General features: G+C 42.7%; 14 protein-coding genes. 10 read left to right on the top strand and 4 right to left on the bottom strand.

All coding sequences use genetic code 11. The features are described 5' to 3' along the window. From ACE3T3_RS13520 to tviB, 4 genes are all read right to left on the bottom strand, one after another. On the bottom strand, nt 1-1055 hold a 1055-nt coding region (locus ACE3T3_RS13520), incomplete at its 3' end, for a glycosyltransferase family 1 protein (protein ID WP_374667778.1). Further along, complete coding sequence (locus tag ACE3T3_RS13525) at nt 1048-2301, bottom strand: oligosaccharide flippase family protein (RefSeq protein ID WP_374667780.1); 1254 nt, start codon at nt 2299-2301, stop codon at nt 1048-1050. The genes ACE3T3_RS13525 and ACE3T3_RS13520, both read right to left, overlap by 8 nt. After that, nucleotides 2277-3299, bottom strand: coding sequence for an NAD-dependent epimerase/dehydratase family protein (locus ACE3T3_RS13530; RefSeq protein ID WP_374667859.1), 1023 nt, complete (start codon nt 3297-3299; stop codon nt 2277-2279). The genes ACE3T3_RS13525 and ACE3T3_RS13530 overlap by 25 nt, the downstream gene beginning before the upstream one ends. Before the next feature lie 27 nt (nt 3300-3326). Further along, on the bottom strand, nt 3327-4604 hold the full coding sequence (tviB, locus tag ACE3T3_RS13535; protein ID WP_374667782.1) for a Vi polysaccharide biosynthesis UDP-N-acetylglucosamine C-6 dehydrogenase TviB: 1278 nt from the start codon (nt 4602-4604) through the stop codon (nt 3327-3329). Between the two features lie 431 nt (nt 4605-5035). Between tviB and ACE3T3_RS13540 the strand changes: the two genes are divergently transcribed. The 10 genes from ACE3T3_RS13540 (at nt 5036) to ACE3T3_RS13585 (ending at nt 13821) form a co-directional block, all read left to right on the top strand. Continuing rightward, nucleotides 5036-6112, top strand: coding sequence for a polysaccharide biosynthesis/export family protein (locus tag ACE3T3_RS13540; protein WP_374667861.1), 1077 nt, complete (start codon nt 5036-5038; stop codon nt 6110-6112). After that, nucleotides 6112-6540 carry a low molecular weight protein-tyrosine-phosphatase gene (locus ACE3T3_RS13545; RefSeq protein ID WP_374667785.1) on the top strand — a complete coding sequence of 143 codons (429 nt, stop codon included), beginning with the start codon at nt 6112-6114 and terminating at the stop codon, nt 6538-6540. Before ACE3T3_RS13540 ends, ACE3T3_RS13545 begins: the two co-directional genes overlap by 1 nt. Before the next feature lie 19 nt (nt 6541-6559). Further along, entirely contained in the window at nt 6560-8752 is a 2193-nt protein-coding gene (locus ACE3T3_RS13550; protein WP_374667787.1) for a polysaccharide biosynthesis tyrosine autokinase, read from the top strand. A gap of 245 nt (nt 8753-8997) precedes the next feature. Beyond that, a complete protein-coding gene (locus tag ACE3T3_RS13555) occupies nt 8998-9711 on the top strand; it encodes an FKBP-type peptidyl-prolyl cis-trans isomerase (RefSeq protein WP_374667789.1) in 714 nt (237 codons plus the stop codon). Nucleotides 9712-9768: 57 nt separating this feature from the next. After that, the gene (locus ACE3T3_RS13560; protein WP_374667791.1) at nt 9769-10461 is read left to right on the top strand and encodes an FKBP-type peptidyl-prolyl cis-trans isomerase; all 693 of its coding nucleotides are present in this window, start codon (nt 9769-9771) and stop codon (nt 10459-10461) included. A 177-nt stretch (nt 10462-10638) separates the two neighbouring features. After that, entirely contained in the window at nt 10639-11376 is a 738-nt protein-coding gene (locus ACE3T3_RS13565; RefSeq protein WP_374667793.1) for a dienelactone hydrolase family protein, read from the top strand. A 54-nt stretch (nt 11377-11430) separates the two neighbouring features. Beyond that, the gene (locus ACE3T3_RS13570) at nt 11431-11790 is read left to right on the top strand and encodes an HIT family protein (protein ID WP_374667795.1); all 360 of its coding nucleotides are present in this window, start codon (nt 11431-11433) and stop codon (nt 11788-11790) included. 137 nt (nt 11791-11927) lie between these two features. After that, nucleotides 11928-12956, top strand: coding sequence for an A/G-specific adenine glycosylase (gene mutY, locus ACE3T3_RS13575; protein ID WP_374667797.1), 1029 nt, complete (start codon nt 11928-11930; stop codon nt 12954-12956). A gap of 45 nt (nt 12957-13001) precedes the next feature. Continuing rightward, nucleotides 13002-13559 carry a M23 family metallopeptidase gene (locus ACE3T3_RS13580; protein WP_374667799.1) on the top strand — a complete coding sequence of 186 codons (558 nt, stop codon included), beginning with the start codon at nt 13002-13004 and terminating at the stop codon, nt 13557-13559. 16 nt (nt 13560-13575) lie between these two features. After that, entirely contained in the window at nt 13576-13821 is a 246-nt protein-coding gene (locus ACE3T3_RS13585; protein WP_374667801.1) for a hypothetical protein, read from the top strand. Nucleotides 13822-13841 lie beyond the last annotated feature (20 nt).

Consider the following 13841-nt stretch of genomic DNA (forward strand, 5'->3'; position numbering starts at 1 on the left):
TCAATACTTTTTTCAATACTATATCTTTCATTTTCTAAATTTTTATCTTTATTTTTATAATTTAAAATATTATCTACCCATAAACTTTTATTTAAATCTAAGTATACACAAGAACCAACATCTGCTTCTTTAGGTACATTATTTGAAGCAATGCATAATAATCCCGCACTTTGAGCTTCTACAGCAACTAAACCTAGTCCTTCCCATAAAGAAGGAAACACAAAGATATCAAATACACTTAACATCAACAACGGTACATCTTTACGTAAGCCCAGAAATACAACTTTAGAGGAAAGCCCCAGAGCTGCCACTTTTTCCTCAATTTGAGTCCTCAGTACACCATCTCCTACCAGTACTAAATAGGCATTAGAATTTTGTTTATGAATTTCAAAAAAAACATCAATCAAAAAGCCATGATTTTTAGGCTCTTCAAAGCGTCCAACATGACCAACTACCAAAGCATCTTCAGGTAAACCGAAATCGTTGCGCATATTCGCATTTTTATATTTTGGATCATATCGACTAATATCTATTCCACAAGGAATGACCACACAATTTTTCTTAGTCTTCCAATTCATTCCGTATAGATTTTCTGCTGCCAGACTACTCACCGCGATTCTCGTTGTTGCAAAAACAGATATTAAAAATTTCATTAATAAAAAATATAACTTACGAATAAAAGAAATATTTTTTTCTTTAAATCTAGTATCGCTATGAGAATGACTAATTCTATTATTTATCCCACTTAAAAAGGCAATAAGTAATACTAAACCACTAAAAGCATGCACATGACTATGCACGACATCTGGCTTTGTTTTCTTAAAAATTCGATACAAATTTATTCCATATATAAATGGATTTGCAGAATACTGACAATAATGAATCTGACTACCTAAACTATAAATCTCATCATCATAAAATGCTTTTTCTTTGTGATGAACAATAAACTCATGATCAATCAACCCTTTATCAGTATTACGTAGCAAAGTCATCAACCATGCCTCTACACCACCAGCATTCATTGCACCTAAAACATGTACAACTTTCTTAGACATCTCGAGTCAATTCCTGAATTTTTGTATAAATAATAAATGAGCTAATTAGAAATTGGGAAACTGCAGACAATATTGTTGTATAGATAGCTCCAGTTAATCCATAAACTGGGATCAATAAATAGCTATATATCACTGTCAAACATACTAAAATTAAAAAAACAGGCATTTGTATTTTTAACAATTTTAGACTTGTAAGCAAATAACCATTTACTACTGAAAGATAGGTAAATATTCCAGCAATCATAATATAAGGTAATAAATAAGCATATGCCAGATAATCCTTACCATATATAGTTTTTATAATAAAATCATTCAAGAATAAAGATATAACTAAACCAGCCACACCAAGAGATAATGCTATAAAAAATGCATTTTTTATTATTCTCTTTAATTCCTCTATTCTTAAATCTCTATAAAATTCTGAAAAGTATGGACTCAAATATTGACATACTGAATTTATCACAATCCCACCGATTACAATAAAGTAGTACAAAATGGTGTAAACACCAACCAACTCTACACTTGAATAATGTTCTAAAAAATACCGAGGAATATTTGTCTGCAATGAAACCAACATCACTGCAATACCTAATGGCAACCCAGTCTGTACAATTTTCTTCAAATTTTTATTAAAAACATTAACTTCTTGTAAGTGTTCAATATTCTTTCTAATGTCTAAGAAAACTAGAATTAAAAGATAACCTATAAGCATAGCGATAAGCGCATATACTATGTTATGCATCATATAAAGAATACAGAATGAAGATACAGTAACTAAAATTGACTTGATCGTTAGCGACTTACTAATAAATTTTGTTTTCTTATTTGCATTATAGTAAGCATAAACAATATCTGATACAGCTTCACTCGACTTTATAAACACAACAATAAGCACAATACTTAATGCAAGATTGTTATTCCAGTCTATAAAAAACAAACTAACAATAATTGCGCAGAATGTTGTTAATAACCTTAATGATAAATACTCTGAAAAACTAAATTTCTTTTCTAAATTTAGATCAGCTACAACTAATGGTCTCAATTGCAAATTAAATAACATGAAAATAGGAGCTGTTATGGCTAAAGCATATGAGTAATAGCCCAATTGTGTCGGGCTACTAAAATGACTAAACATAATTAGCATCAGCCATTGTGAAAAAGCAAATAAGATATTGCCACTCAACAACCATTTTGCCTTATTTAACAGACTCCACATATTTTTTAGGCTAAGCTTTTTACATACCATGACATAGCAATACCAATTCCATCATCAATACGGAATTGTGGAGCATAGCCTAGCATTTTTTTTATTTTCTCTATACTTGCTTGCGAATGTCGAACATCCCCAGCACGAAAATCACGATATGCAGGCTCTTTGGTATAAGTCACGCCATTTTCATTTAACGCAGTTTTAATGGCATTAAACAAATCATTGAGTGTCGTACGATCTCCAACTGCTACATTATAAACCTGATTTTTAGCTTCATCAGATGCTGTTGCTGCCAAAATATTGGCTTGTACTGTGTTGTCGATAAAGCAGAAATCACGGCTGGTTTCACCATCACCATTGATAAACACATCATCACCCGCAATCATAGCTGCTGTCCATTTCGGAATCACCGCCGCATACGCCCCATTTGGATCTTGGCGTTGACCAAACACGTTGAAGTAACGTAGACCAATCGCTTTAAAACCATAAGTTTTTGCAAATACATCGGCGTATAGTTCATTGACATATTTGGTCACGGCATAAGGTGACAATGGCTTACCAATATTTTCTTCGACTTTTGGCAACGCAGGGTGATCACCATAAGTTGAACTGCTGGCTGCATAAGTAAAGCTTGAAACATCAGCATCACGCGCAGCAGTGAGCATATTCAAGAAGCCGCTGATATTGGTTTCATTAGTCGTAATCGGGTCAGCAATTGAACGAGGTACTGAACCTAAAGCGGCTTGATGCAAAACATAATCCACGCCTGCGCAAGCGTTTTGACAATCCTCGAATTTACGAATATCGCCTTCAATAAAACGGAAATTCATCCATTGCTCAGCAGAAACTAAACTTTGTACTTCATCCAAATTATATTGATGACCTGTGGCAAAATTATCTAATCCCACAACCTTTTGATCAAGTTTTAATAAAGTTTCTAATAGGTTTGAGCCAATAAAGCCAGCCACTCCCGTCACCAGCCATGTTTTCGGCTGACTCTTAAGTTGTTCACAAACATTTTTATATTGGCTCATCATTATTACTCTATATTACTCTATTACTTAAAGACGGATATCAGATTCAGATTGGTCAAGCACATATTTCAAGTCATAAAGTACATGTGCAGACTTGCCAAGTGCGCGAAGTGCATCTGCCCCCATAACTTTAAACTGCTCATGTGCTACAGCTAGAATCACGGCATCATATTGCCCATTTTTTAGACTAGAAACGGGTGTAATACCATATTCATGTTCAGCTTCTGCACTGTCCACCCAAGGATCATAAACATCTGCCTGTATATGATATTCTTGCAGCTCATGCACAATATCAATAATCTTTGTATTACGAATATCTGGGCAGTTTTCTTTAAAACTCAAGCCGAGCACCAGAACTTTTGCACCTTCAACTTGAATTTTCTTTTTAATCATACCCTTAACAAGCTGAGTTACTACATAAGCCCCCATACTGTCATTCAGACGGCGGCCTGCCAGAATAATTTCAGGATGGTAACCGATTGCTTGGGCTTTATGGGTTAAATAGTATGGATCAACACCGATACAATGACCGCCCACTAGACCCGGACGGAACGGCAAGAAGTTCCATTTGGTTCCTGCTGCTTGAAGTACAGCTTCGGTATCAATGTCCATTTTATTAAAGATCACGGCCAATTCATTGATCAAAGCAATATTGACATCACGCTGAGTGTTTTCAATCACTTTCGCCGCTTCTGCAACTTTAATGCTAGAAGCTTTATGTGTACCTGCTTCAATAATCAGATTATAAACTTGATCCACATAATCAGCCACTTCTGGGGTTGAACCTGAAGTAATTTTTAGAATATTAGTCACACGATGCAGTTTATCGCCTGGGTTAATACGTTCAGGGCTATAACCTGCAAAAAAATCCTGATTGAATTTCAAGCCAGAAACTTTTTCCAATACAGGAATACAGGTTTCTTCTGTTGCCCCTGGGTAAACCGTTGATTCATACACCACGACATCGCCTTTAGAAAGCACTTGACCAATACTAGTCGATGCTTTAACTAACGGGGTTAAATCAGGCTGTTTGTATTCATCAATTGGGGTCGGTACAGTCACAATAAAAAAGTTGCAGTCTTTAAGATCTTCTAAATTTGCCGAGTACTGCAAATATTTTGATTGTGATAATTCTTCTGGTGACACCTCTAAGGTATGATCTTGACCGCTTTTTAATTCATCAATTCGTTTTTGATGAATATCAAAACCAACCACAGGTACTTTCTTACCAAATTCAACGGCTAGAGGTAACCCCACATAACCAAGTCCAATAACTGCAATTTTCAGATCCGAGAGCTGTAACATTCCACTTAAGCCTTTTATGTTATCTTATATGTCTATATTAAGAACAAATTTAAAACGCGCTTAATATAACAGAAAATTATTAATTTTATATTGCCAAATATATTTTTTCGTAAACAAAGTATTAACTCATTTTAAAGCACTAGAAAACGGTTGCATAATTAAACACAGTTTATTTATATGAAAAATATTCCACACTCCAAACAAAAACCAAAAAACTGCTTAAAAAAATACCCATGTTTAAAAAATATTTATTTAATATCAAAATATTAACAAGTTTAAACAGTTTTATGCGTGAAATGCTAGGCTGATAACATTTCTTGGTATAAAATACCGTCGCTTTTATATTAAATTTTAGGCATGATTCGACCTAATTAAGCATTAATTATTTCTATAAAACAGGATTCAGAGTGAGTTACTACCGTTATAGCATTATGTTAGCATTCAGTTTAGGAATAACGGGCTGCGCCATTACTTCAGGCTTGCAAACCTATGATTTGCCCGATGAAGGTGTTTATCAGACTGATTTGGGGACACAAGTCAATGTAGTTAAGCTCACTCAAGAAACGCTCGCTGCCGTGCAGCCCGCGCAAATCAATCAGCAAAGCTACGCCGGTTTATTTCAGGCTGGCCATAAAAATTACCGCTTAAGTGCAGGCGATATCCTCTCCATTTATTTATGGGCTTATCCTGAAATCACCCCGCCGACCAATACCATCAGCAATGAAGAAGCCATTAAATCCAATGGCTATCAGATTGACCAGCAAGGTTATATTCAGTTCCCAGTGATTGGCCGTTATAAAGCTGCTGGAAAAACATTGAATCAAGTCAATCAAGAGTTACGCAACCAGCTGGCGCGCTACTTAAAAACGCCTGACGTTGTGGCGCGTGTGCTTTCTTACCAAGGACAGCGTTTTTCTGTACAAGGCAACGTCATGAAGGGCGGACAGTTCTCATTGAGTGATCAGCCGATCAGCATTTATAGCGCTTTAGGCATGGCGGGCGGCGTCAATACCCAATATGGCGACAACACGTCCATTACTTTAGTGCGCCAAGGGCAGACTTATAATCTGAACAGCATTGAGCTGGAAAAGGCAGGATATTCTTTACATAACTTACTGATCCAGCCCAATGACACGATTTATGTCAACTCCCGCGAAAATCAGAAAATTTATGTGATGGGCGAGTCTGGAAAAAACCAGTCCTTGCCTATGCGTGATCAAGGTATGACTTTGAGCGATGCTTTGGGTGAAAGTTTAGGCCTCAATCCGCTGTCTGCCAGCCGCGGTAAAATTTATGTGGTGCGCAGCAGCCCAAGCAACCCGATGACCGAAATTTATCACCTGAATTTAACCAGTATTGGTGATTTTGGCCTCGCCAACCAATTTAAACTACGTAGCAATGACATTATTTATGTCGATGCTTCAGGCTTGGCGCGCTGGCAGCGTATCGTCAACCAAGTTATTCCATTCTCCAACATGATTTATAATGTAGATCGTTTGGGGCAATAATGCAGATTCAGAATATATTAGTGGTTTGCATCGGCAATATTTGCCGAAGCCCGATGGCGGAATATCTTTTAAAACAGGAATATCCGCATTTAAAAATTCATTCTGCCGGCATTTCCGGACTGATTGGCCATGCAGCTGATGATAAAGCGCAGCGCTGCATGCAACGCTTAGGCATTGACATGTCTGGACATGTTGCGCGCAAGCTGAATGCAGACTTAATTAAGCAGGCCGATTTAATTTTAGTCATGAGCCAAAACCAGCAAAAGCATATTGAACAGACTTGGCCTTTTGCCAAAGGCAAAACTTTCCGCCTTGGACATTGGCAAGGCAAAAATGTCGCCGACCCGTACCGCCATGATCAATCTGTCTTTGATGAGACCTGTCAGCTGATTCAGCAGTATGCTGCAGACTGGAAAAAACATATTTAACTGAATTTGAAAGACAATTATGAGCCAAAATACCAATACTGAAGATACCATTGATTTAAAAGAACTGTTCTTTTCTTTAATTGCACAATGGAAGCTGATTGCGCTTTGCGTCATTTTAAGTTTAGTTTGCGCACTGCTGTATTTGCGGGCAACCCCTGACACCTATTCAGTAAATGCCATGGTGCAAGTCGAAGAAAGCAAAGGTGCATCAGCAGCTTTATTGGGTGATCTATCCAATATGATCGACCAAAAACAGCCGGCGCAAGCAGAAATTGAAATTCTAAAATCACGCTTGGTTCTTGGCAGCGTCATTCAAAATCTGAATCTGGATTTAAAAATTTCCGGCACTCAAAATTCATTTTCAGACCGTTTATTTGCGCCGCATGATTACACTACTGAATACCGGGCTAAGTCGGTTTTATTTAAAGATGACGAAAAATCTTTTGATATCCGCAAATTCATCGTTCCCGCTGCCTATCGCAACAAAACACTGGAATTGCGCTTTCAAGGCAGCAAAATCAGCTTAACGGATCCTAAAACAGAACAAACTGTATTCAGCGGCAGCATCAACGCAGACAATCAGCTGCAGAGCCATGATGGCCTGTGGCAGGTTTCGATTTTCAGCCAGGATCAATTCAAAGACACCTATCTGATTAAAAAACAATCCCTGCCTGCGGCTGTCGACAGTATTTTAGTCAACTATTCAGTCGCTGAAAAAGGCAAAATGACGGGTGTACTGGGCCTGAATTATCAAGGCCAAGATAAAGAACACATCACTCAAGTTTTGAACGCGATTCTCGTGGCGTACAGCCATCAAAATATCGAGCGCCGTTCGGCTGAAAGCGCGCAAACCTTGAAATTCCTGGATGAACAGCTGCCAGATCTCAAAAAACAGCTGGATGTTGCAGAACGTGAATTCAACAAATTCCGTCAGCAGTATAATACCGTTGATGTGACCAAAGAATCTGAACTGTATTTAACTCAAAGCGTAACGCTGGAAACCCAAAAAGCGGAACTGGAACAAAAAGTCGCTGAAGCTGGCGCCAAATATACCAGCGAACATCCTGTGATGCAGCAAATGAATGCCCAGCTCAGTGCGCTGAATAAAAAACTTGCAGAGCTGGAAGGTACTTTAAAGCAGCTCCCAGATTTGCAGCGCCGCTATCTGCAGCTGTACCGCGAAGTTGAAGTAAAAACCCAGCTCTATACTGCCCTGCTGAACTCTTATCAGCAGTTGCGCATTGCCAAAGCTGGTGAAATCGGCAATGTCCGTGTAGTCGATACAGCTGTTGAACCGATTGAACCTATTGCGCCTAAAAAACTGCAAATTCTGATTTTGTCGATCTTCTTAGGCGGCTTCTTAGGCACCTTGCTGGCCCTGCTGCGCAATATGATGCGTTCCGGCATCAAAGATTCTACACAAATTGAAAATGAACTGGATTTGCCTGTTTATGCGACCGTGCCGCGTTCTTCTATTCAGGAAAGCCGCATTAAGCTGCTGAAAAAGAAAAAGCATATTCCTGTTCTTGCAGTTAAAAACGGCGATGATATTGCCATTGAAAGCCTGCGCAGCATGCGCACCGCTATTCACTTTGCGATGTCTGCAGCCAAAAATAATGTCATCATGATTTCAGGGCCTGCGCCGGAAGTCGGCAAGTCCTTTATTTCAACCAACTTGGCTGCCATTTTGGCGCAAAGCGATAAACGCGTGCTGATTATCGATGCCGATATGCGCCGCGGTTATCTGCATAAATATTTCAACAGCGACAACCAGCCGGGCCTTGCGGACTATCTGAATGGTTTCCAAGAATTAAACGCGATTATCAAGCCGACTGAGATTTCCGGCCTGAGCGTGATTACCCGCGGTAAAAACCCTACAAATCCATCCGAATTGCTCAGCTCTGCTAAATTCGCCGCGCTGCTGGAACAGCTTTCACCGATGTACGACCACATCATTATTGATACGCCGCCTGTGCTGGCTGTGACTGACGGCATCATCATTTCACAATATACCGGTGTGAACTTAGTGATTGCCCGCTATGCGAAAACGCAAATGAAAGAGCTTGAACTGACGGTCAACCGTTTCGAGCAAGTCGGCGTTAAAGTCAATGGCATTATTCTGAACGATATTCAGCGCGCCTCTGGCGGTTATGGCTACGGTTATGGCTATAATTATTCTTATGGCTATAAAGCGGCCAAAGAACAGGATTAAGCTCGATTGCCTAAAAAAAGCCAGTGTTTACACTGGCTTTTTTCATGTTTAAGGGATAAATTCAATAAACGCTTCCGGCCTCTTATTGTATAAAAAATGTTTTATATTTTCAGTGTTTTATAGAATAATAGCCGAAAGATGACTATGATAATTTCAAAGCGGCAGCAACTTTAGAAAACTGCGGCGGAGAAAGTCTGCTAAAATTTTGGCAACTTTTTAGATATACAATAATTTTGGGAAAATTTATGAGTAAGGCCCTACCCATTGCTGTCGCTGTTCTTCTCGGCGGTGCTGCACTTGTTCCAGTTTACTATGCAACTCAAAAGCCTGCAGTACAGGTAGCAACCTCAACACAGCCTGCAGCCAATGCTTCTGCTGTAGAGAAAATCAGTTATGCTTTGGGCTATGAAGTGGCGCACCAAACGCCGCCTGAACTCAATATCGACAGTTTTGTGACGGGTGTGCGTGCCGGCCATGCCCGTGCTAAGCCTGCCTATACGGAAGAAGAGCTGCAAAAAGCCTATATGCAGTTCCAGCAGGAAATGCAGCAAAAACAGCAGGATCAGTCTAAACAGGAAAAATCTAACAGCGATTCGTTCCTTGCAGAAAATGCGAAAAAACCAGGCGTGAAAACTACGGCTTCTGGCCTGCAGTATAAAATCACGCAAGAAGGCACAGGCAAGCAGCCAACGGCCAATTCTATCGTGACCGTGCACTACAAAGGCGAGCTGGTTGACGGCAAAGTGTTTGACAGTTCGATTGACCGCGGCGAGCCGATTGAATTCCCGCTGAATCAAGTGATTCCGGGCTGGACCGAAGGCCTGCAATTGATGAAGGAAGGCGGCAAAGCGACGCTGTATATCCCGTCCAATCTGGGCTATGGAGAGCAAGGCGTGCCGGGCACGATTCCACCGAACAGCACTTTAATTTTTGATGTTGAACTGATCAAAGTCAAATAACAAAAATGAAAAGGAGAGCAACGCAGCTCTCCTTTTCTTTATTTTTTTGAGATTCTTATGAAAATTCAAATGACCATGCTCTGCCTTGCCCTTTGCGCCGGCAGCGCGTCCGCCAAAGAAATCAACAATAAAAGCAGCGTCGCAGAACAAGTCGGCTACAGCTTTGGCTATCTGATGGGCCGCAGCAATGCTGATGCAATGAAGGATATGGATGTCGATGCATTCATTGACGGTTTAAAAGCCGCATCTCAGGGCAAAGATTCCGCGCTCACAGATGAAGAAATGACCCGCGTGCTGACCCAGTATAAAAAACAGGCCGAAGCCAAGCAGCTGATTGAACTGAAGCAGGCAGCCGAAGCAAATGCCAAAATCGGTGCAGCATTTTTAGCGGACAATGCCAAGAAAGATGGCGTAAAAGTCAATAAATCCGGCCTGCAGTATCTGGTGCTGAAAGAAGGCAAAGGTAAATCGCCGAAAGCCAATTCAACAGTAAAAGTGGATTATGAAGGGCGCTTGCTGGACGGCACTGTCTTTGACAGCTCTATTGCGCGCAACCAGCCGGCCAGCTTCCAGCTCAGCCAAGTGATTCAAGGCTGGACCGAAGGCCTGCAGCTGATGAAAGAAGGCGCTAAATACCGCTTTTTCATTCCCGCCAATTTAGCATATGGGCAAATCGGTTCCGGTGATGCTATTGCTCCAAACAGCACGTTAATTTTTGATATTGAACTGCTGGAAGTCGCATCCAAATAAATCATTACATTTTTTTCAGCGGCAGCGCGGCAATGCGCTGTATGCTGGAGCATAATCCAATCTGTCCTTTGTTATTTTAAATTTTAGACTGCTGAATTTACACAGATTATTTTTTATCATTATTAAAATTATCCGATTATGCTTTAATCATGTACTCCATTGAATAGGGACAGATACATGGCACTGAAAATTAAAACCCGTGAAATTGAATATACTGCGGCTGATGGCGTCCAGCTGACCGGCTATTTTGCTGCGCCGGAAACCGATGCTGCTGTGCCGGGTGTTATTGTCGCGCCAGAATGGTGGGGCCGCAATGAATATACCGAACAGCGCGCGCGTGAATTGGCAGAGCATGGCTATGCGGCTTTAGCCATTGATATGTATGGCGGCAAAAAAGTCACGGCCGATGCCAAACAAGCTTCTGCATGGATGATGCAAACCTTTGAAGACCCGGAAACCATTGTCAATCGGGCATCTGCAGGCTTGAGCGCATTAGCGCAGCAAAGCGAAGTCAAAGCCGATCAGCTGGCGGCCATCGGCTTTTGCTATGGCGGCAAAGTGGTTCTGGATTTAGCGCGCTCAGGCGCAGACTTGCAGGCTGTCGCCACTTTCCATGCCATTTTAACGCCCAAAGCGCCGGCGCAGGAAGGCGCAGTGAAAGCGGAAATTTTAGTCATGCACGGCGAACTGGACAGCATGGTCAGCTTTGATGATGTCGCCGCATTCCGTCAGGAAATGCATGCCGCCAAGGTCGAGCATGAAGTGATTATCTTTGAAGATGCCAAACACGGCTTCAGCAACCCTTTAGCTGACGAGCGCGCCAAAGCCAACGGTGTTGATTTAGGCTATAACGCTGCAGCTGAAAAAGCCAGCCTGGAAGCCATGTATGAACTGCTGGACCGCCGGCTGAAATGATCAGCATCCTTGCTGCATGAACCTAATTTGAATAATGATCTGGAGGATTGAACAATGACTGACAAAAACTGCCCTTACTGCAATTATGATGAATATGATGTCATTGCACAGAACGAATTTGGCGTCATCTTGCCTGAACCTCACAGCCTGTCAAAAGGGCATAGCGTCATTATTCCCTTGCGCCATGTCAGCTCTTTTTTTGAAATTACCGATAAAGAGCGTAAAAGCATGATGTCTTTGCTGGAGCAGGCCAGAAATGAATTGACGCTGCGCCATCATCCGACCGGCTTCCATATCGGCTTCAATGACGGCACCGTATTTGGCGAAAACAGCGAACATCTGCATATCCATATTATCCCGCGCTATGAAAATCAGACTTTGGCGCTGGATGAACGCTGGGGCTTCAGCAACTGATTTCCAGCCATGAAAAAAGGATCTTCGGATCCTTTTTCGTCTCTGCGCCGGCATCCTGCAATATTCCGCTTTTGCTGGAATCTGGGTAAATATTTCCATGTATACTGAGGCAGTTTTTCTGTTCGCTGTTCAATTCTATGTTTGTATTTTCAGATGCCCTGCTGTCTTGGTTTGATGTGCATGGACGCCATGATCTGCCTTGGCAGGTTGCCGATGATCCTTATAAAGTCTGGGTATCTGAAATTATGCTGCAGCAGACGCAAGTCAAAACGGTGCTGCAGTATTTTGAGCGCTTTATTCAGCGCTTCCCGACGGTGCAGGATCTTGGGCAAGCGCAGTGGGATGATGTGGCGCCCTACTGGGCAGGCTTAGGCTACTACGCCCGCGCGCGCAACCTGCATAAAGCTGCCGGCATAGTTGCGCGGCAAGGCCATTTCCCAGACACGCTCGAACAGTGGATTGAACTGCCCGGCATCGGCCCTTCTACCGCTGGCGCGCTGATGTCGCTGGGACTGCGCCAATACGGCGTAATTATGGACGGCAATGTCAAGCGCGTGCTGGCGCGTTTTTTTGCCATTGAAGATGATCTGTCCAAACCGCAGCATGAACGTGAAATGTGGGCCTTGGCGGAACAGCTCTGCCCAGAACAGCGCAATCATGACTATACTCAAGCCATTATGGATTTAGGCGCGACCGTCTGCACCCCGAAAAAACCGCTGTGCCTGTATTGCCCGATGCAGCAGCAGTGCAAAGCGCATCAGCAAGGCATTGAAACTGAATTGCCCGTTAAAAAACCCAAGAAAGCCGTTCCCATTAAGCAGGCGGACGTCATGCTGATCCGCTGCGACAATGAATGGCTCTGGCTCCAGCGCCCCAGCAGCGGCCTGTGGGGCGGGCTCTGGTGCCTGCCGATTTTTGATCAGCCGCAGGAATTGCTGCAGCAAGCGCAGAGTTTGGGCTTAAAGCCGGTCCATGCCCGCACTCAGATTTCACATAGTTTTACCCACTTTACCTGGCTGCTGGATGCGGCCGTGTTTGAACTGCCTGCCGAGCAAAAAGAGCATGCCGCTATTGAGCTGAATGGGCAATGGCTCAGCCCGGATCAAGCCATTGCGCTGGGCATTCCGACCGCCATGAAAAAATTGATCTCGGCCGTCAATCTGTGACATAGTCTGGGCAAGCCTCAACGGCGATCCCCCACACAATAATGAATGAAGGAAAATGACGTGCTCCGCCAGATTGCTCTCGCCTTTCTTGGATTTCAAATCATCCTGCTGGCTGCCTGCACCACTGCGCCGAAACGCCCGCCCTCTTCCGCCTTGCCGGCAGATCAGGTGCTGAGGCTGAAAAACATGCGCCTCTCTGACAGCCTGCCTGTTCCTGTCGACGGTGTTCAGCGCAAAAAGCTGACCGATACTTGGGGCGCATCGCGCAGTCAGGGCCGCGCGCATGAAGGCATTGATATTATGGCTCCACGTGGAACAAAAGTGTACAGCGCAACCGATGGCCTGATTGCTGACTTACGCAATAACAATTTGGGTGGTAAAGTGATCTGGGTGATGGGGCCCGGCGGATCATGGCATTACTATGCGCATTTAGACAGCCATAAACGCGGCCTGAATGTCGGAGACAGCGTGAAAAAAGGCCAGTTCATCGGCTATGTCGGCAATACAGGCAATGCGCGCCGCACTGCGCCGCATCTGCATTACGGCATTTACCTGAATGGCAAAGGCCGAGGCGCAGTCAACCCATACCCCTATTTACGCTAATTATCAGGAAATATTCATGTCAGAAGCATTGATCAACCGTCTAGTCGAATTTGCGGAATCAGGCAATCAGCAAAAAATTGTCTTAGCTGGGCAAAGCTATCAAGGCTGGATTATGGAAATTACCGAAGAGGCCCTGCTGATCAGCACGGGCTATGCCGACAAAGCCGGCAAGGATGTCTGGATTCAATTCACTGATTTGCCGCAGGCGGAACTGTCGTATTGGGATAACCAAGCCGATCAATGGACAGCATTCCAGCTTTAAGCCCTTTTTACAGGAGCATG

The organism is Acinetobacter sp., assembly GCF_041919735.1.
Classification (GTDB): Bacteria; Pseudomonadota; Gammaproteobacteria; order Pseudomonadales; family Moraxellaceae; genus Acinetobacter.

Coding starts and splice junctions, on each gene's coding strand:
- ACE3T3_RS13525 (WP_374667780.1), bottom strand. CDS start 2,301: ATGGTATGTAAAAAGCTTAGCCTAAAAAATATGTGGAGTCTGTTAAAT.
- ACE3T3_RS13530 (WP_374667859.1), bottom strand. CDS start 3,299: ATGAGCCAATATAAAAATGTTTGTGAACAACTTAAGAGTCAGCCGAAA.
- tviB (WP_374667782.1), bottom strand. CDS start 4,604: ATGTTACAGCTCTCGGATCTGAAAATTGCAGTTATTGGACTTGGTTAT.
- ACE3T3_RS13540 (WP_374667861.1), top strand. CDS start 5,036: ATGTTAGCATTCAGTTTAGGAATAACGGGCTGCGCCATTACTTCAGGC.
- ACE3T3_RS13545 (WP_374667785.1), top strand. CDS start 6,112: ATGCAGATTCAGAATATATTAGTGGTTTGCATCGGCAATATTTGCCGA.
- ACE3T3_RS13550 (WP_374667787.1), top strand. CDS start 6,560: ATGAGCCAAAATACCAATACTGAAGATACCATTGATTTAAAAGAACTG.
- ACE3T3_RS13555 (WP_374667789.1), top strand. CDS start 8,998: ATGAGTAAGGCCCTACCCATTGCTGTCGCTGTTCTTCTCGGCGGTGCT.
- ACE3T3_RS13560 (WP_374667791.1), top strand. CDS start 9,769: ATGAAAATTCAAATGACCATGCTCTGCCTTGCCCTTTGCGCCGGCAGC.
- ACE3T3_RS13565 (WP_374667793.1), top strand. CDS start 10,639: ATGGCACTGAAAATTAAAACCCGTGAAATTGAATATACTGCGGCTGAT.
- ACE3T3_RS13570 (WP_374667795.1), top strand. CDS start 11,431: ATGACTGACAAAAACTGCCCTTACTGCAATTATGATGAATATGATGTC.
- mutY (WP_374667797.1), top strand. CDS start 11,928: ATGTTTGTATTTTCAGATGCCCTGCTGTCTTGGTTTGATGTGCATGGA.
- ACE3T3_RS13580 (WP_374667799.1), top strand. CDS start 13,002: ATGAAGGAAAATGACGTGCTCCGCCAGATTGCTCTCGCCTTTCTTGGA.
- ACE3T3_RS13585 (WP_374667801.1), top strand. CDS start 13,576: ATGTCAGAAGCATTGATCAACCGTCTAGTCGAATTTGCGGAATCAGGC.